General features: G+C 65.7%; 16 protein-coding genes and 2 tRNA genes. 8 read left to right on the top strand and 10 right to left on the bottom strand.

Annotated features, from left to right (window positions below):
• Window positions 1-262 precede the first annotated feature (262 nt).
• Window positions 263-1,228 carry a pseudouridine synthase gene (locus tag BMY12_RS12320; protein WP_093286572.1) on the top strand — a complete coding sequence of 322 codons (966 nt, stop codon included), beginning with the start codon at window positions 263-265 and terminating at the stop codon, window positions 1,226-1,228.
• A 138-nt stretch (window positions 1,229-1,366) separates the two neighbouring features.
• Window positions 1,367-1,612: a DUF1272 domain-containing protein gene (locus BMY12_RS12315; protein WP_093286570.1), complete on the top strand. Its 246-nt coding sequence runs from the start codon at window positions 1,367-1,369 to the stop codon at window positions 1,610-1,612.
• A 5-nt stretch (window positions 1,613-1,617) separates the two neighbouring features.
• Here BMY12_RS12315 and BMY12_RS12310 read toward each other — a convergent pair whose 3' ends face one another.
• From BMY12_RS12310 to BMY12_RS12285, 6 genes are all read right to left on the bottom strand, one after another.
• The gene (locus tag BMY12_RS12310; protein WP_093286567.1) at window positions 1,618-1,959 is read right to left on the bottom strand and encodes an ArsR/SmtB family transcription factor; all 342 of its coding nucleotides are present in this window, start codon (window positions 1,957-1,959) and stop codon (window positions 1,618-1,620) included.
• Between the two features lie 2 nt (window positions 1,960-1,961).
• Window positions 1,962-2,453: an SRPBCC family protein gene (locus BMY12_RS12305; protein WP_093286564.1), complete on the bottom strand. Its 492-nt coding sequence runs from the start codon at window positions 2,451-2,453 to the stop codon at window positions 1,962-1,964.
• 74 nt (window positions 2,454-2,527) lie between these two features.
• Complete coding sequence (locus tag BMY12_RS12300; RefSeq protein WP_093286561.1) at window positions 2,528-3,274, bottom strand: SDR family NAD(P)-dependent oxidoreductase; 747 nt, start codon at window positions 3,272-3,274, stop codon at window positions 2,528-2,530.
• A gap of 153 nt (window positions 3,275-3,427) precedes the next feature.
• Window positions 3,428-4,093: an HAD family hydrolase gene (locus tag BMY12_RS12295; RefSeq protein WP_093286558.1), complete on the bottom strand. Its 666-nt coding sequence runs from the start codon at window positions 4,091-4,093 to the stop codon at window positions 3,428-3,430.
• Entirely contained in the window at window positions 4,090-4,818 is a 729-nt protein-coding gene (ubiG, locus tag BMY12_RS12290; RefSeq protein WP_093286555.1) for a bifunctional 2-polyprenyl-6-hydroxyphenol methylase/3-demethylubiquinol 3-O-methyltransferase UbiG, read from the bottom strand. Before ubiG ends, BMY12_RS12295 begins: the two co-directional genes overlap by 4 nt.
• The gene (locus tag BMY12_RS12285; protein WP_093286552.1) at window positions 4,815-6,146 is read right to left on the bottom strand and encodes a TRZ/ATZ family hydrolase; all 1,332 of its coding nucleotides are present in this window, start codon (window positions 6,144-6,146) and stop codon (window positions 4,815-4,817) included. Before BMY12_RS12285 ends, ubiG begins: the two co-directional genes overlap by 4 nt.
• Before the next feature lie 57 nt (window positions 6,147-6,203).
• On the opposite strand from BMY12_RS12285, the gene mtnA reads away from it, so the two are divergent.
• Both mtnA and bla read left to right on the top strand, forming a co-directional pair.
• The gene (gene mtnA / locus BMY12_RS12280) at window positions 6,204-7,211 is read left to right on the top strand and encodes an S-methyl-5-thioribose-1-phosphate isomerase (RefSeq protein ID WP_093286549.1); all 1,008 of its coding nucleotides are present in this window, start codon (window positions 6,204-6,206) and stop codon (window positions 7,209-7,211) included.
• Complete coding sequence (gene bla / locus BMY12_RS12275; RefSeq protein WP_093286546.1) at window positions 7,211-8,062, top strand: class A beta-lactamase; 852 nt, start codon at window positions 7,211-7,213, stop codon at window positions 8,060-8,062. The genes mtnA and bla overlap by 1 nt, the downstream gene beginning before the upstream one ends.
• A 138-nt stretch (window positions 8,063-8,200) precedes the next feature.
• On the opposite strand, the gene BMY12_RS12270 is transcribed toward bla, so the two are convergent.
• Window positions 8,201-9,667, bottom strand: coding sequence for an outer membrane protein assembly factor BamB family protein (locus tag BMY12_RS12270; protein WP_177188974.1), 1,467 nt, complete (start codon window positions 9,665-9,667; stop codon window positions 8,201-8,203).
• 417 nt (window positions 9,668-10,084) lie between these two features.
• Between BMY12_RS12270 and gyrA the strand changes: the two genes are divergently transcribed.
• Window positions 10,085-12,772 (top strand): DNA gyrase subunit A, encoded by a 2,688-nt coding sequence (gene gyrA, locus BMY12_RS12265; RefSeq protein WP_093286541.1) that lies wholly within the window; start codon window positions 10,085-10,087, stop codon window positions 12,770-12,772.
• A 58-nt stretch (window positions 12,773-12,830) separates the two neighbouring features.
• On the opposite strand, the gene BMY12_RS12260 is transcribed toward gyrA, so the two are convergent.
• From BMY12_RS12260 to BMY12_RS12250, 3 genes are all read right to left on the bottom strand, one after another.
• Window positions 12,831-13,796: a sterol desaturase family protein gene (locus BMY12_RS12260; protein WP_093286538.1), complete on the bottom strand. Its 966-nt coding sequence runs from the start codon at window positions 13,794-13,796 to the stop codon at window positions 12,831-12,833.
• 141 nt (window positions 13,797-13,937) lie between these two features.
• The gene (locus tag BMY12_RS12255) at window positions 13,938-14,747 is read right to left on the bottom strand and encodes an ABC transporter permease (protein ID WP_093286535.1); all 810 of its coding nucleotides are present in this window, start codon (window positions 14,745-14,747) and stop codon (window positions 13,938-13,940) included.
• Window positions 14,744-15,532, bottom strand: coding sequence for an ABC transporter ATP-binding protein (locus BMY12_RS12250; RefSeq protein WP_093286803.1), 789 nt, complete (start codon window positions 15,530-15,532; stop codon window positions 14,744-14,746). The genes BMY12_RS12255 and BMY12_RS12250 overlap by 4 nt, the downstream gene beginning before the upstream one ends.
• Before the next feature lie 85 nt (window positions 15,533-15,617).
• Between BMY12_RS12250 and BMY12_RS12245 the strand changes: the two genes are divergently transcribed.
• From BMY12_RS12245 to BMY12_RS12235, 3 genes are all read left to right on the top strand, one after another.
• Window positions 15,618-15,694, top strand: a tRNA-His gene (locus BMY12_RS12245).
• Between the two features lie 26 nt (window positions 15,695-15,720).
• Window positions 15,721-15,795 (top strand) — tRNA-Lys (locus BMY12_RS12240).
• Window positions 15,796-15,856: 61 nt separating this feature from the next.
• Window positions 15,857-17,785, top strand: coding sequence for a SurA N-terminal domain-containing protein (locus BMY12_RS12235; protein WP_093286532.1), 1,929 nt, complete (start codon window positions 15,857-15,859; stop codon window positions 17,783-17,785).
• Window positions 17,786-17,792: the final 7 nt, after the last annotated feature.

Below are 17,792 nucleotides of genomic sequence, written 5' to 3'. Positions count from 1 at the left end.
GATGTGTGTTCGGCGGGCGCCGAACCTCTCACCCCGGCCCTCTCCCCTCTGAGGAGGGGCGAGGGGACGGGTTTCAAGGCGCGATGTCCGAGGTCTGGCGGCTCGCCAGGAAGCGCGGCTTTTTGTTCCCTCTCTTCCACGCACGTGGGCGAGAGGATCGGGGTGAGGGAGCGCTTGCCAGTGCTCGCAAACTCTCCAGGATTTCCTCGTGCGGTTGTCGCCGAGGAAAGCGCATAGCGTGGGAACGTCGGGAGGACGTGCCATGAGTGAAAGAATTCAAAAAATGCTGGCCACCGCAGGCGTGGCCTCGCGTCGCGAGATCGAACGTCTGATTGCCGAGGGCCGGGTGATGGTCAACGGCCGGCCGGCGGAGCTGGGCCAGAAGATCGATCACGAGGACCACGTCCGCGTCGATGGCAAGAGCATCACCCTGCAGCGCAAGACCGCGCCGCTGCGCGTGCTGGTCTACAAGAAGCGCGTCGGCGAACTGGTCACGCGCGACGACCCCGAAGGTCGCCGCACCGTGTTCCGCAAGCTGCCGGAACTCGACACCGGCCGCTGGATCGCGGTGGGTCGTCTGGACATCAACACCTCGGGCCTGCTGCTGTTCACCAATCATGGCGAGCTGGCGCGTCGTCTCACGCATCCTTCCTTCGAAGTGCCGCGCCTGTACGCCGCACGCATTCTCGGCACGGTCGATGAGGAGGTGATCGCGCGCTGGCGACAAGGCGTGCAGCTGGACGATGGCCTGGCGCGTTTCGAGCGCGTCGAGCCCAGCGAGAGCGAGGACGGCGAGGGCGCCAATCAGTGGTATCACGTCAGCGTGCGCGAGGGCCGCAACCGCCTGGTGCGGCGCCTGATCGAATCGCAGGACCTGCAGGTGAGCCGCCTGATCCGCCTGCGCTACGGTCCCATCGAACTGGGGCGCGGCATGAAGTCCGGCACTGCGCGCGAAGCCACGGCGCAGGAAATCGCAGCGCTGCTGGTGGCGGTGAAGCTCAGTGAGGAAGAAGTCGGCCTTGCCGAGAAGAAGGAGCGTCGCGGCAAGCCGCCGGCGCGCGGTGAACAGGCCGGGCCGCGCCGTCCGCGCCCTGCCGACGAGCGTGCCGAGCCCGCAGAGCGGCGCAAGGCGCGGGCGAAGTGGCAGGATCAGCCTTCCAACCAGGCGCGCCAGACGGGCGCGCGTGGCAAGCCCAAGCCAAAACCCAGGCGCGGGGCGCCGCGCTAGCTTCAGGAAAGCATCACGCAAGACCTGAGAGCTGAGGCGGCGCGCGCAGCGCGGCTTCACAAAGCGGCTTCAAGGGCCGGCGCCGCGTCTCAGCCTGATCCTTGCTTGCTGCGGTGCCTGGCCCTACGGAGAAAACTCATGCTCGAACTGCGTCCCAGCTGTGAGTGCTGCGACACCGATCTGCCGCCGGATTCCACGCAGGCGCGGATCTGTTCCTTCGAATGCACCTTCTGCGCGGACTGTGCCGAGACGCGCCTGCAGAACCGCTGCCCGAACTGCGGCGGTGAACTCGTGGTGCGGCCGCGCAGACCGGCAGAGAAGCTGCAGCGCCATCCGGCATCGACCACGCGCGTGCACAAGCCGGCGGGCTGCGCGACGAGCTGAGCCTCTCAGCGCTCCACGAAATCGCGCAGACGCGACAGGGCCTGATCCCATTGCTCGGAGATCTGGTCCAGGTACAGACGTGCCTGCGTGAGCCTTTGTGCCTGCAAGGCCCAGATGCGCTCACGACCAACCCGCTCGCTGCGCAGCAGGCCCGCCTGCTCCAGGGCACACAGATGCTTGGCCACCGCCTGGCGGGAGACTTCGTGATCGTCCTGCAGCTGCACCATGGCCAGGGGCCCCTCGCGACACAGGCGCGTGACGATGCGCAGTCGCGTGGCATCGCCCAGCGCCGCAAAGACTGGCGCGGCATCGGCGGGGGGGGCCTTGCGAGGCTTGGCGGTCGGCACGCTCAGGACTGCGGCAAGGCCAGATATTTTTCGATCATGCGCAGCTGCTCGCGCCAGCCGCCATCGTTGGCGGTGAAGGCCTGTGCGCGCCGCGCCAGCGGAATCTGCTCGAATCCCGATTCGGTGATGGTGAGTAGTACGCCGTCGGCCTGCGGCGCCAGCTCGAAGCGCACCAGTGTGGTCGGCTCCCGGGAGTAATCCTGCTGCGGATTCACTGCATGCGGATGCCAGCGGAAGGCGAACAGGCGCATGGGTTCCACGCTGACGATCTGCAGGCTGAAGGCGAGGCCGGCATGCGGGCGCTGCAGTTCTGCCACGTGCGCGTCCACCGTGGTGGGCTGGATGCGGCCGACAACGGTCGTGCCGGCCACGAACTCGCCTTCCACCGCCATGCCGAACCAGCTGCCGAACTGGCTGGCTTCGCTGATGGCGCGCCAGACACGTTCCAGCGGGGCGTCAAGCAGGATTCTTTTTTCGATGCGATCGGCGTTCATAGGCAGTCTCCTGGCTGCCTGTTTATGCCAGCATCGAGTCCAATATGCAACCTTGAGGTTGCATATTGACGATCTCAGTACGCTCCGCCGCTGTGGCCCTGGCTGTCCGGACCCAGCAACCAGAGCAGGGGTGATACCGCCTGTTCCGGCGGCGGCACCTGCTCCGGCAGCTCGCCGGAATAGCCCTTGAGGCGGATCGCGGTGCGCATCGGCGGCGGCGTGTAGCGATTGACGCGCAGCCTGGGATGCGTGGCCAGTTCCTGCGCCCAGATCGCGGCCATGTGTTCGACGCCGGCCTTGCTGATCGCATAGATGCCGCCGAAGGCGCGCGGTTCATGGCCCTGGCGATCACTCACGAACACGATGGACGCATCGGCGGACTGCGTGAGCAGCGGCAGGCAGTGTCGCGTGAGTGAAAAGGCCGCGGTGAGATTCACTTGCAGACCTTCGATCCAGTCCTTGGGCTCGATGTCGTAGAGCGGCGAAAAATTCTTGAAGTGTGCGGCGCAGTGCAGCAGGCCATCGAGGCCGCCGAGTTCACGCTCCAGGGTGGAAGCGAGTTCGAAGTAATCGGTCCAGCTGGCGCCGCCGAGATGCAGCGGATAGATCGCGGGCGCGGGGCCGCCGATCTTCTCGATTTCGTCGTACACCGCTTCCAGCTTCTTCACGGTGCGGCCGAGCAGCACCACGGTGGCGCCGTGCTGTGCGCAGGCGATGGCGGTGGCGCGGCCCAGACCGTCGCCGGCCCCGGTGATGAGAATGCGACGGCCGCGCAGCAGATCCGGCGCAGGCGTGTAAGGCTGGGGGATGTCGGTGTTCATGATCTCAGTGACGATGCTCTTGAGGACGCTTCAGTCTTGCCTGTCCTTGCCGCGCCAGCGGGAATCCAGGGGCTCGCGCGGCGTCGAGGCTTGCGGCCGGATTCCCGCCTGCGCGGGAAGTAGAAGAATCTTTGACGAGCTGCGCCGGCCTGCCTAGGGCAGCCAGGACGCAAGCTCCTGTGGCGTACGCGCGATGCGGTCGGCCTGCCAGCTGTCGATGGGGCCGGCCTCGCCCAGATAGCCCCAGTCGGCGGCGATGCTGTGCATGCCGGCGGCGCGCGCGGCGTCGATGTCGCGCTTGTCATCACCCACATACCAGCAGTCCTTTGCGTCGAGCTTGAGCAGCGCGGCGGCGTGCAGCAGGGCATCGGGCGCGGGCTTGGGGCGGGCGACGTGATCGGGGCTGATCGCGCAGGCGCTGCGCTGGGTCAGCTGCAAATCCTGCATCAGCGGCTCGGTGAGCCAGGCGGGCTTGTTGGTGACCACGCCCCAGGCGATGCCGCGTGTTTCCATCCGCTGCAGCAGTTCTTCCATGCCCTCGAACAGGCGCGACTGATAACTCAGATGCGCGCGGTACAGGGCCAGGAAGCGCTCGCGATGCTGCGTGTAATCGGCATGCTCCGGTGTGATGCCGAGGGCCTTGCCGAGCAGGCCGCGTGCGCCGGCCGAGGCCACCGGGCGGTAATCCCGCAGCGGCAGCGGCGGCAGGCCCAGGCCTTCGCGCACCAGATTGGCGGCGTGGCCCAGATCGGGCGCGGTGTCCACCAGCGTGCCGTCGAGGTCGAACAGCACGGCGCGCGGCGCGGAAGGCTTGCTCATGCAGGTTTGCGGCAGTGCAGGAAGTAGTTCACGTCGATGTCATCGCACAGACGCGCGGACTTTAGCAGCGGGTTGTAGCGCAGCCCCTTGATGCCGATCACGTCCAGGCCCGCAGCGCGCGCCCAGGCATCCAGCTCGGAGGGGCGGATGAATTTTTCGTAATCGTGCGTGCCGCGCGGCACCAGGTTCAGCACGTATTCGGCGCCGACCACGGCCAGGGCAAAGGACTTGGCATTGCGGTTGATGGTGGAGAACACCAGATTGGCGCCGGGCCTGGCCAGCTGCGCGCAGGCCGCAATCACCGCCTGCGGCTCGGGCACGTGTTCCAGCATTTCCAGGCAGCAGACCAGATCGAAACTCGCCGGCTGCTCGGCGGCGAGTTCCTCGGCGCGAATCTGCCGGTACGCCACTGCGCGCGCGTTCTGTTCGGCGTGATGACGGGCCACGGCAATCAGTTCGGCGGCCATGTCGATGCCCAGCACCTGCGCGCCTTCACCGGCCAGGGCCTCGCTGAGCAGACCGCCGCCGCAGCCCACGTCCAGCGCGCGCCTGCCGCGCAAGCCGGTGAGGCGGCCGTTGTTGGCGCACTGCACGATGTAGCGCAGACGCGGCGGATTGATCTGATGCAGGGTGCGCATCTGCCCCTGCGGGTCCCACCATTGCGCGGCCAGGCGATCGAAGTTGGCGATCTCCTGGGCGTCGACGTTGTCGCTGTGCGTGCTCATGCGTAGGGTTTGATCTTCTCGCGCCACTCGCCGGCCTTGGCGAGTACGCGGGTTTCATCCAGGGTGGTGAACTGGCCGCCGCGCAGCAGGGCGCGACCGGCAACGAAGACATCGCTGACCTGATCCCGCCCGGCGGCGTAGACCAGCTGCGATTGCAGGTGATACAGCGGCTGCGTGGCGATGCGGCTCAAGTCCACGGCGATGAAGTCGGCGGACTTGCCGACGCTGAGCGAACCGATTTCCGCGTCCAGACCCAGCGCGCGCGCGCCGCCCAGCGTGGCCATGTGCAGGGCCTGCGCAGCCGAGACCGCCTGCGGATCGCCGGCCACGGCCTTGGCCACGAGTGCGGCGGTGCGCATCTCGCCGAACAGATCCAGATCATTGTTGCTGGCGGCGCCGTCGGTGCCGATGCCGATGTTCACGCCGGCGGCCTGCAGCCTGGCCAGCGGACAGAAACCGCTGGCGAGCTTGAGATTGGATTCCGGACAGTGCGCGATGTGCACGCCCAGCTGCGCGGCCTCGGCGATTTCCTCGTCGCTGAGCTGCGTCATGTGCACGGCAATGAAGTCCGGGCCCAGCAGCTCCAGCTCCTTCAGGCGTTGCCAGGGACGCTTGCCGGTGGCCTGCAGCGCGCTGCCCACCTCGTGCGCAGTTTCGTGCACATGCATGTGGATGCCGATGCCCAGCTCGTCGGCGTAACGGCGGATCTTGCGCAGCGGCGCATCCGACACCGTGTACGGCGCATGCGGCGCGAAGATCGTGCGCAGCAGCGGCTTGTCCTTCAGCGCATCGTGCAGTTCCAGGCCCTTGTGGATGCAGTCATCGGCATCGGCCGCCCAGGCGGTGGCGAAATCGGTGGTGATCAGGCCCACCGTCGCGCGCAGTCCCAGCTCGCCGGCCACGCGCGCGGTGGCGTCCGGGAAGAAGTACATATCGTTCACGCAGGTGGTGCCGCTGCGGATCATCTCGGCGAAGGCCAGACGCGCACCGTCTTCGCAGAACGCCGGGTTGGCGTGCTTGCCCTCGGCCGGCCAGATGTGCTCCTGCAGCCACTGCATCAGCGGCAGGTCATCGGCGATGCCGCGCAGCAGGCTCATCGCCGCGTGCGTGTGCAGATTGACCAGGCCCGGCAGCACCGCGTGCTGGGGCAGATCGATGATCTGGCGCGGCAGATAGCGCTGCCGGGCTTCGGCCAGGGGCAGCAGATCGCGGATGCGGCCGGCATCCACGATCAGCGCGTGCTGCTCCAGCACCAGGCCTTGCGGCTCGATGGGCAGCAACCAGCGTGGGGCGACCAGCAGATCGACGGTGGGTGGCGTCGGAGTCATCGGCTTGCAGTGGCGCTTGGGTAAAATGCGAGGCTTGCCAGTTTACCCGAGACCGCCATGTCCGCTCCCGCCGCCGTCAATCCCATCCTCTGGAACGGCGAATTCCTGCGCCTGCTCGACCAGCGCCTGCTGCCGGCGCAGCTGCAGTACCTGGATTGCCGCAGCGCCGGCGATGTCGCGCACGCGATTCACGAGATGGCGGTGCGCGGTGCGCCGGCGATCGGCATCGCGGCGGCTTATGGTCTGGTGATGGCCCTGCGTGAAGCCCCGGATGCCCTGGACCGCGCCAGCCAGGTGCTGGCGGATTCGCGGCCCACGGCGGTGAACCTGCGCTGGGCGCTGGAGCGCATGCGCGGGCATTATCTGCAGCACCGCGATCTGGCCGCGCTGGAGCGCGAGGCCATCGCCATCCACGACGAGGATCTGGCGCAGAACCATCGCATCGGCGAACTGGGCGCGGCCCTGCTGCCGGCCGGCGCGCAAGTGCTCACGCACTGCAATACCGGCGCCCTGGCCACCGGCGGCCACGGCACGGCCCTGGGCGTGATCCGCAGCGCCTGGAGCGCGGGCCAGCTCAAGCGCGTGTACAACACCGAAACCCGGCCCTGGCTGCAGGGCGCGCGGCTCACGGCCTTCGAGCTGCAGCAGGAAGGCATTCCCGCCGCGCTGATTGCCGACGGCGCCGCCGCGCATCTGATGAGCCGCGAGAAGATCGACTGGGTGATCGTCGGCGCCGATCGCATCGCCGCCAATGGCGACACCGCCAACAAGATCGGCACCTATGCGCTGGCGGTGGCGGCGCGCTATCACGGTGTGAAGTTCATGGTCGCCGCGCCCTCGGGCACCTTCGATCTGCGCTGCGAAAGCGGCGCCGAGATTCCCATCGAGGAGCGCGCCGCGAGCGAGCTCACCGAATTCCGCGGCCAGGCCATCGCCCCGGCCGGCTATGCGGCCTTCAATCCGGTGTTCGATGTCACGCCGGCGAGCCTGATCGACGCCATCGTCTGCGAGCGCGGCGTGATCGAGAACCCTACGCGTGAGCGCGTGCTGGCGCTGCTGGGCTGATGCTCAGCCGTCGCGCGTTTCTCGCGGCCGGCCTGCTGATGGCCGGTGAACTGCGGGCCGGTGACGACGCGTTGCTGACGCAGCTTGGCCAGATCGAGCAGTCCGTGAACGGCCGCCTGGGCGTGGCCATCGAGGACAGCCACAGCGGCCGGCGCTGGCAGTATCGCGGCGATGAACGCTTCCCGATGTGCAGCACCTTCAAGCTGCTGGCCTGCGCCGCGTTGCTGGCGCGCGTCGATGCCGGGCTGGCGCAGCTGCAGCAGCTGCAGGCTTACGGCGAGGACGAGCTGGTGCGCTATTCGCCGGTGACCCAGGACTACGCCGGCAAGGGCTTGAGCTGGGCGCAGCTCTGCGAAGCAGCGCTGACCCGCAGCGACAACACCGCCGGCAATCTGATCCTGCGCGCCATCGGCGGTCCGGCCGGGCTCACCGCGTTTGCGCGCAGCCTGGGCGATGCCCTCACGCGCCTGGATCGCTGGGAGACGGAACTCAACGAGGCGCGGCCCGGTGATCCGCGAGACAGCACCACGCCGCTGGCCATGAACGCCAATCTGCGCACGCTGCTGCTGGGTGAGCGGCTCAAGCCCGCCTCTCGCGAACAGCTGATCGCCTGGCTGCTCGCCAATCAGACCGGGGATGCCCGTCTGCGCGCGGGCCTGCCGCGCGACTGGCGCGTGGGCGACAAGACCGGCGCCGGCGAGCAGGGCACGAACAACGATATCGCCATCGCCTGGCCACCGCAGCGCGCTCCGCTGCTGATCAGCGTCTATCTCACCCAGAGCCCGGCCAGTTTCGAGGCGCGCAACCAGGCCCTTGCGGCGGTGGCGCAGGCGCTGGTTCGGCATCTATGACTGCCTGGGGATTGAGTGGGCGTGCGGCTTTTGCGCTGCAGCCCGAGGCGCAGCGGGCGATTGCGGAAGAGCAAAAAAACACGCCGCGCTCAGGCAGCTTGTGAATCCTGAGCGCGGCGTCCTGGTGCAGCTTGCGGCTTAGCGCATCAGCATCGGCAGCTGTGCATAGTTGTTGATCGCGACCGGATCGGGCTGGCTGCTGCTGGTCTTGGCGCCAATCACGTAAAGGCCGGCTCGCGAAGGCAACAAGGTGAAGCTCGCCGTGAGGCTTTTACCGGACGAGAGGCTGCCGTAAGTGCAGCTGATCTGCTGCTGAGCGTACCGGCAACCTGCGCCCAGAGTCTTGACGGCCAGAGGCAGCGGAATCTTGACGGTGATGGTGACGTTCGCGGCGGACGCAGGACCTTTGTTACTGACAGTTGCATTGAATGCATAAGGCTGGGCTGCGCCAGTGCCGCTGCGCTTGCCGGTCAGTGACAACTTCAGGTTTGCGCTGCTGGGTGTGGAGCTTCCACCGACGGTAATCGCCGTCAGCGTGCCATCCTGGCTGGCGATGTACAGCTGACCATCCGCCAGGGAAAGCCGGCCCGCCGATGCGGTGCTCCATGCCGATTGATGGCTGGCCAGATCAATGGCATAGGTGGTGCTGCTGCCCGAGACGAAGACATGACTGTCGGTGACCACGACAGTGCCTGCCAGGGTGTCGTTCGACGGCGCCCACATCCACAGCTGCTGGCCGTCGGTCTCGCTCAAGGCCGAGAGATAGCCGTTGCGCACGGTGTAGATCACGCCTTTGGCGACGGACGGCTGGGAGTTGAAACCGTCGGTCTGCGTCCACCGGACTACGCGACTACCGAGGTCGAAGCTAACCAGACGTCCACCATTGGTGACCAGTACATCGTTCTGCCCGCCGAGCACCGGAGCTTGTCCGGTGGTCCAGCCATACCAGTCGGAGCTGTTATCCGGGATGCTGAAAGCGATCGTGCCTGTGTCGCGATCCAGCACATAAAGCCTGCTGCCCATGAAGGCATAGGCATGACTATCGTCGACTGCCGGCGTCCAACCATCGTACTGCGGAAGATTGGTAAACCAGTTCTGCGTGCCGGAGGTGCCGTTGAAGGAATACATTCCACCGTAGGTCCCGCCATCGACGTATACCGTCTGATTCACGATGGTGGGCGCGAGATAATTTTCCCACTGCGCACCCTGCGCGGCTTGGAAGATCGGGCCTCCGGTGCTGGCGTCATATGCGCGCAGCCAGCTGTCGCCGCCATTGTTGACGGTCTGGATGTAAACCCGGCCACTGTCGTATGCGGGAGGGTTGACGGAAAACACATTGGAAAACGGCACCGTCCAGAGGGTGCTGCCATCTGCTGCGCTGACCGCGTACAAGGCTTGGCTGCCAAAGTACCCAGAACGGCTGAAATATACGGTGCCATCCGCAGCCGCTGCTTGGGTCAGCTCGGAGCTGTAAGAGCCGGCGAAGCCCTTGCGCCATGCCAGCTGAAAGGTGCTGACATCCAGGGTTGTGGGCACATATCCGGTATGTGCCGCGTCGTTCTGGTATCCCGGCCAGGAGGCTGCGGTAGCCTGGCTTACCGTCATGGCGGCCCATAAGAGGCCCGCGCGGGCCCCCAATTGCTTACAGTTCATAGATTCCCCTTTTGATGTTGGTTCAAGTGATGCACGCGATCTGGCCGCCTGATCACTGCGGCGACTCTACGCCAAGCAGCGGGCTTGCTCGGTGTCGGACGCGACCACCTTGGCGGCAGAACTTGCGCTGCATCACACCGGCTCGAGGAAGGTCTTCCCAGGGCGCTGGCGGGGACGCTTCGGCCGGCGCCGGAAGCCTGCTCCAAGCAGCTGCGAAACCCCTGTCTGTGTTACAATTTTTCGACAAATAGAGCCCTTCCCAAAGGCCACCGACGCGCCCTCGTTTCCAGCGGGAAACTGACGGCCTGCGCAGAGCGCGGGCCAGCGCGATTTTTGACCGTTCGCCACAGGCATTGATACGAAGAATTCATGAGCGAGTTCGCCAAGGAAGTGCTCAGCGTCAATCTCGAAGACGAGATGCGCCGTTCCTATCTGGATTACGCGATGAGCGTGATCGTCGGCCGCGCCCTGCCGGATGCGCGCGATGGTTTGAAGCCCGTGCATCGTCGCGTGCTGTACGCGATGAAGGAGCTGGGCAATGACTACAACAAGCCCTACAAGAAATCGGCGCGTATCGTCGGCGACGTGATCGGTAAGTACCACCCGCATGGCGACAGCGCGGTGTACGACACCATGGTGCGTATGGCGCAGGACTTCTCCATGCGCTATCTGCTGATCGACGGCCAGGGCAATTTCGGCTCGGTGGACGGTGACGCGCCGGCGGCCATGCGTTACACCGAGGTGCGCATGTCGCGCCTGGCGCATGAGCTGCTCGCCGACATCGACAAGGAAACCGTCGATTTCCAGCCCAATTACGATGGCTCGGAGTCCGAGCCCACGGTGCTGCCCACGCGCGTGCCGCAGCTGCTGATCAATGGCAGCTCGGGCATCGCGGTGGGCATGGCCACCAATATCCCGCCGCACAATCTCTGCGAGGTGATCGACGGCTGCGTGGCCATGATCGACAAGCCCGAGATCGAGCTGCGCGAGCTGATGCAGCACATCCCGGCACCGGATTTCCCCACGGCCGGCCTGCTGCTCGATGCCGCCGGCCTGGTGGATGCCTACGCCACCGGCCGTGGCCGCATCGTGATCCGTGCGCGCACGCACTTCGAGGAAGTCTCGGCCGACAAGCAGGCGATCATCGTCACCGAGCTGCCGTATCAGGTGAACAAGGCGCGGCTGCTGGAGAAGATCGCCGAGCTGATCAAGGACAAGAAGATCGAAGGCATCACCGAGCTGCGCGACGAGTCCGACAAGGACGGCATGCGCGTGGTGATCGAGCTGCGGCGCGGCGAGAACGCCGAGGTGGCGCTGAACAATCTGTTCCAGCTCACGCAGCTGCAGGACAGCTTCAACTTCAACATGGTGGCGCTCGACGGCGGCCAGCCGCGTCTGCTCTCGCTCAAGCAGCTGCTGGAAATCTTCATCCGCCACCGCCGCGAGGTGGTGACGCGGCGCACGCGCTATCTGCTGCGCGAGGCACGCAAGCGTGCCCACGTCCTGGAAGGTCTGTCGGTGGCCCTGGCCAATATCGACGAGATCATCGAGCTGATCCGCCGCTCGCCCAATCCCGCCGAAGCCAAGGCCGGGCTGATGGGGCGCGTCTGGAATCCGGGTCCGGTGACGGCGATGCTGGAGCGCGCCGGTGCGGATGCCTCGCGGCCTTCCGATCTGGCCCGCGAGTTCGGCATCGTCGATGGCGGTTATCGCCTGTCCGAAGCGCAGGCCCAGGCGATTCTCGATCTGCGTCTGCACCGCCTGACCGGTCTGGAGCAGGACAAGATCCACGAGGAATACCAGAAGCTGCTCACCGACATCCTCGACTATCTCGACATCCTCGGCTCGGAAGCGCGCCTGCTGTCGGTGATCCGTGGCGAGCTGCTGGAGATCAAGGAGCAGTACGGCGATGCGCGGCGCACGGAAATCACCGATGCCGCGCTCAACATCGCGCGCGAAGACCTGATCGCACCGCAGGACATGGTGGTCACGCTCTCGCACGAGGGCTATGTGAAGGCCGTGGCCCTGGATGAGTACCAGGCGCAGAAGCGCGGCGGTCGCGGCAAGATCGCCGCCACCACCAAGGAGGCCGACTTCGTCGACCGGCTCTGGGTGGCGCATTCGCATGACACCCTGCTGTGCTTCAGCAGCCAGGGCAAGTGCTACAAGCTGCGCGTGTTCGAACTGCCCTCGGGCTCGCGCGGTTCGCGCGGCCGGCCGTTCAACAATCTGCTGCCCCTGGAAGCCGGCGAGAAGATCAATGCCGTGCTGCCGATCAAGAGCTTCGAGGACGCACCGCCCGACGCCACCGAGGCCACGCAGAAGGCTTTCATCTTCATGGTCACGCGGCGTGGCACGGTGAAGAAGACCGAGCTGTCCGCGTTCCAGAACGTGCGCGCCAACGGCATCATCGCCGTGGACCTGCGCGTGGACGACGAGCTGGTGGGCGTGGCGCTCACCGGCGGCAATCACGACATCATCCTGATCTCCGACGCCGGCCGCGCCATCCGCTTCAACGAAGCGGAAGTGCGCAGCATGGGTCGCGGCGCCACCGGCGTGCGCGGCATGCGTCTGCTCAAGACCTTCGCCGGCAGCGAGGACGAGGGCGAGGAGGCGGTGGTGCTGGCCGATGACAGCGGCGAGGACAGCGTCGATGCCGCAGTCGAAGGCAATGGTGACGGCGCGCGGGTGATTGCGCTGATCGTGGCCGCCGCCGGCGACATTCTCACCGTCTCGGAACTGGGCTACGGCAAGCGCACGCCGGTGGAGCAGTTCCCGCGTCGCGGTCGCGGCGGTCAGGGTGTGATTGCCCAGGCGCTGTCGGACAAGACCGGCCGCCTGATCGGCGCCGCCGTGGTCGATGACAGCCACGAGGTGATGCTGATTTCCGAGGCTGGCAATCTGATCCGCTTCAAGACCACCGATGTGCGCAGCATGGGGCGCAACACCCAGGGCGTGCGCCTGATGCGGCCGCAGGAAGGTGACCGCCTCGTCGGTATCGATCGTATCGAAGGTGAGGACGAGGGCGAGGCCGGCGAGACACCGCTCGCCGAGTAAGCCTCGCGGCTCAGGTTCAGGCGCGGGAAGCGGACATGCTTCCCGCGCCTTTTTGTTTTCAGGCCTTGACGGGTTCGCCGGCCGGCAGCTTGCGCTCCACCGTCCAGGTGTGGATCGGCGTGTGGCCAGGCCGCTGCCAGTCCGGTGGCATCCACAGATGCTTCAGGCGCTGCCAGAGCGGGCCCGGTGCCGCCACGTCGCGCAGCATGTCCACGAACTCGTGGCAGTTGAGCACAAGGAAGTTGTAGCTCTTGATCTGGCGGGGCGTGCCGTATTCCACCTTCTCGACTTCCGGCTCGTAAGTGCCGAACAGGTGATCGAAGATCATCAGCACGCCGCCGTAGTTCTTGTCGATGTACTGCGCATTGCGGCCGTGATGCACGCGATGGTTGGAGGGCGTGTCCAGCAGCCATTCCAGGAAAGGATGGAACTTGCCGACGACTTCCGTGTGAATGAAGAACTGGTAGGTGAGATTCACGCCCAGCATCAGCGCGATCAGGCCCGGGTGCACGCCGAGGAAGATCGGCGGCAGGAAGAACAGCCAGACGCCGATGCCGCCATTGAGAATGCTCTGTCTGGAGGCGGTGCTCATGTTCATGATCTCGCCGCTGTGATGCGAGACATGCTGGCTCCAGAACCAGCGCACGCGATGCGCGGCGCGGTGATACCAGTAGTAGCAGAACTCCTCGATCACGAACACCAGCGGCACGGTCCAGACCGTGATCGGCAGGGTCCACAGACGGTGTTCGTAGACCGTGGCGAAGATCGCGCCGACCAGCAGCAGATGCATGATCGCCTCGGCGGCGTAGTAGCCATAACCCAGGCTGACATTGGCCAGCACTTCCTTCCAGTAGAAGCGCTCACCCGGCGCAGTCTGCCAGCTGCCGCTGCGCAGGCGGAACACGCTCCACTCGGTGAGAAAGGCCAGCAGGAACACCGGCGTCATGGACAGCAGCAGCACCTGCTTCCAGTCCACCACCGGGCCGAACAGGCTGTGCAGCCAGCCAAGCATCTGTTCCGACATGGATTGCGCTCCTCGCTCGTTCAAATCATGGCCGGATTGTGCGGCGGCCCGCCAGGCCCGGCTTGACCGCAGGCGCCAAAGCTGGGGGTGCGAGGCCTGAGACAAGGCCGGGCCTGAGGAGTCTCACATCTCGCTTTTCCTTCAGCTCACGCTCTCCGCGCTGTAGCGCGCAATCAGGCCGCTGCGCAGGGCGCCGGTGTGCACGCGCGCGAAGAACCAGCAGGCGAGCAGGATCTGCAGCAGCGCCAGCGTGGCGCCGAGAATCAGCTGCTGCGGTGCGAAGCTCTGCTGCAGCACCAGAGCGCGCATGCCTTCGAACACATAAGACGGCGGCAGGCAGTGGCCGATGGCCTGCATCCAGGCGGGCAGGGTGGACAGCGGATAGAACACGCCGACGAAGGGCGAGAGCAGGGCGGGGATGGGCCAGACCAGCCATTCCGAGGCCGGGCCGAAGCGCAGCACCACGGCGCTGGCGGCAATCCCCAGGGCAATGCCGAAGCAGAACAGCACCAGCAGAAACGGCAGAAGCAGCAGGCCGTAGTCGAAGAAGGAAAAACCGAACATGCCGCTGGCCAGAAGCAGCATCACCGCCAGCCCCACGAGACTGCCCAGCACGCTGGTCAGCACCAGACCGCCGAGGTATTCGCCGATGCGCAGCGGCGTGGCGAACAGGTTCAGGAAATTGCGCGACCACACATCTTCCAGGAACGCGGTGGTCACGCCCTGCATGACGCGGCTGAAGAAGTCCCACATCAGCACCGCGCCCAGCAGCGCGGGCACGAAATCAAAGCCGGCCTTTGAGACCTGATTCAGATAACGGGTGATGAAACCCCAGAGCAGCACATCCACTGCCACCCAGGCGAACATCGGCAGCAGGCGGGTAGGGCTGCCGCGCATGAGATAGAACTGGCGCAGGGCGATGGCCAGGGTGCGGCGCAGGCTGCTTTTCATGGCCTCGCCTCCTGCAGACCTTCGCCGGCCAGGCCGATGAACAGGGCGTCCAGGTTTTCGTAGCCATGCGCCCGCGGCAGCTGTCGCGGATCGCCTTCGAGCAGGATGCGGCCGCGCGAGAGAAACAGCACGCGATCACAGACGGCTTCGACTTCCTGCATGTTGTGCGAGGTCCAGAGTATGCCGGTGTCGTGCTCCGTGGCGATCCCGCGGATCAGCTGACGCAGCTCATGGGCCTTGGCCGGGTCCAGCGAGGCGGTGGGTTCATCGAGCAGCAGCAGGCGGGGCTGGTTGAGCATGGCCTTGGCCAGGCTCACGCGGGTCTGCTCGCCGGAGGACAGCAGGCCGCACTTGGTCTCGGCCAGGGTCTGCAGTTCGAACTGCTCCAGCAGTTCGCCGATGCGCGTCTCCAAAGCCGGCACGTCGTAGAGCATGCCGAACAGGCGCAGGTTCTGGCGCACCGAGAGATTGCCGGGCAGGGGTGCGTAGATCGCCGCGAAATTGGTGCGGCCCAGGGCCTGGCTGCGCTGGCGTTTCAGGTCCAGACCGTCGATCCGGATCTCGCCGCCGTCGCCGGCCAGCACGCCCAGCAGCATGTTGATGGTGGTGGTCTTGCCGGCGCCATTGGGGCCGAGCAGGCCGACGATTTCATGGCGGTGCACAGAGAAGGAAATGCCGGCCACGGCTTCGCGCCGGCCATAGCGTTTGGCCAGCTGCCGGACCTCCAATACCCGGGGCTGAGCGTGGGGGATGGGGCTGTTGGGCGAGGCGTGAAAAAAATCCATGATCGGGCTGTTGACGCGCAAAACGTTCTGTTATGATGCGCGCCCCTGCGGGTTCCCCCAATGGGTCGACGCTCCAAATGCTGTGGTGGACGTAGCTCAGTTGGTTAGAGTCCCAGATTGTGATTCTGGTTGTCGGGGGTTCGAGTCCCCTCGTCCACCCCAATTTAGCGTGAGTGTCGGAATAAAGCGGGCTGTTAGCTCAATGGTAGAGCAGCTGACTCTTAATCAGTAGGTTCGGGGTTCGAGTCCCTGACAGCCCACCAAACAAAAAACCAAGCCCGGCTCGACCGGGCTTTTTCATAGGTCCCAAGCGAGGCGCCAGGCATGCTGCAGAGTATCCGTGACCGTACCTCGGGCATCGTTGCCGGCTTTGTCGTTGCCCTGATCGTGGTGCCCTTTGCCTTCTGGGGCGTGGAGTCCTTCTTCAGCGGCGGCGGTGATCCGGTGGTGGCCAAGGTCGGCGACCAGAAGATTCATCAGTCGCAGTTCCGCCGCGCCTATGAGCAGCGCTACCAGCAGTACGTGCAGCTGATGGGCAGCAACTTCCGCGCCGATCAGTTCAATCAGGCGCAGTTCCAGCAGAGCGTGCTGGACGACATGACGCAGGAATATCAGATGCGTCAGTTCGCCCAGGACGCCGGCTTCCGCGTCGGCGATGGCGTGCTGCTCTATGCGCTGTCCGACATCCCGGCCTTCCAGAAGGATGGCAAGTTCGACGTCGAAACCTACAAGTCCATGCTGCAGCGCCAGGGGCTGAACTCGCAGCGTTTCGAGGCGCAGATGCGCGACTCGCTGCAGATCGACCAGATGCGCGATGCGGTGGTGGGCAGCGCCTTCGGCCTGCCGGTGGAGGCCAAGGCCATCGTCAGTCTGGCCGGCCAGCAGCGCGATCTGAGCTACGCGCTGTTTTCCCTGGCGCACTATCGCCAGACGCTGAGCATCAGCGATGCCGAGGTGCAGAAGTATTATCAGGATCACCAGTCCGAATATCAGGCGCCCGAGCGCATCCGCCTGAGCTATGTGGAGCTGTCCAGCGACACGCTGCCGGCCGTGGCCGAGCCTTCGGCCGAGACGCTCAAGGCCCTGTACGAAAGCGAAAAGACCGGCCGTTTCTCAGCGCCGGAGGAGCGCAAGCTCAGCGATCTGATGATCAATTTCGGCAACGACAAGGCGGCGGCGCTGAAGAAGGCGCAGGATCTGGCGGCCAGGCTCAAGGCCGGCGCCGACTTTGCACAGCTGGCCGCCGCCGAATCCGACGATCCGATCTCCAAGAAGGTCGGTGGCGCGCTGGGCTGGTTCAAGCGTGGCCAGATGCCCGAGGCCAATATCGAGAAGGCGCTGTGGGCGCTGCAGCCGGGACAGAGCAGCGAGCCGGTGGAAACCGCCAAGGCCTGGCATCTGCTGCACGTCGATGAGGTGAAGGCGGCTGCGGTCAAGCCTTTCGAGGACGCCGAGGTGCAGAGCGAACTCAAGGAACTGCACAAGAACCGCGAGCAGCAGAAGCAGTTCCAGACGCTGTCCGAAAAGCTGGAGCAGCTGGCCTTTGAAAATCCCTCTTCGCTGGAACCGGTCGCCAAGGCCCTGAACCTCACGGTGCAGACCAGCGAATGGTTCACACGCACCGGCGGCACCGGCATCGCCGCGCAGGAAGCGGTGAAGCAGGCGGCGTTTTCACCCGAGGTGTTCAAGGACGGCGAGAACAGCAAGCCCCTGACTCTGGGCGACAGCCAGATCGTGGTGGTGCGCAAGGCCGATTACGAGGCGCCGCGCCAGAAGAAGTTCGAGGAAGTGGCCGAGGCCGTGCGCGGGCTCGTGCGTGAGAACGGCGCCAAGGCCCGTGCCCAGGCCGATGCCCAGGCGCTGCTCGATGGCCTGAACAAGAACGCCGGCAGCCTGCAGGATCTGGCGGCGCAGCGGGGCGCCGAGTTCAAGAATCTGGGTCCCGTGCGTCGCGACAACGGCAGCGAGGATCGGGCTGTGGTCGATGCCCTGTTCAAGCTGCCGCACCCCAAGGAAGGCACCGCCAGCTATGGCCTGGCCACGCTGGGCAATGGTGATGTCGCGGTGCTGGCCATGGATCGCGTCGCGGCGGGCGATGTGCCGGACAGCGTCCCCGGCGCGCAGATGCGCCAGCTGCAGCAGCTGATGGCGAACATGGAGTTCGAAGGCTATCGCAAGCGCATCGGCGAGGAGATCAAGGTCAAGATCGTCAATCCGCCGCAGGCCGATACCACCAGCAATCCGGATCTGTAAAAGACTT

It is taken from the genome of Solimonas aquatica (genome assembly GCF_900111015.1).
In the GTDB taxonomy this organism is placed as follows: domain Bacteria; phylum Pseudomonadota; class Gammaproteobacteria; order Nevskiales; family Nevskiaceae; genus Solimonas; species Solimonas aquatica.
The sequence above is the reverse complement of the archived record's forward strand: the minus strand, read 5'-3'. Positions and strand labels throughout refer to the sequence as shown.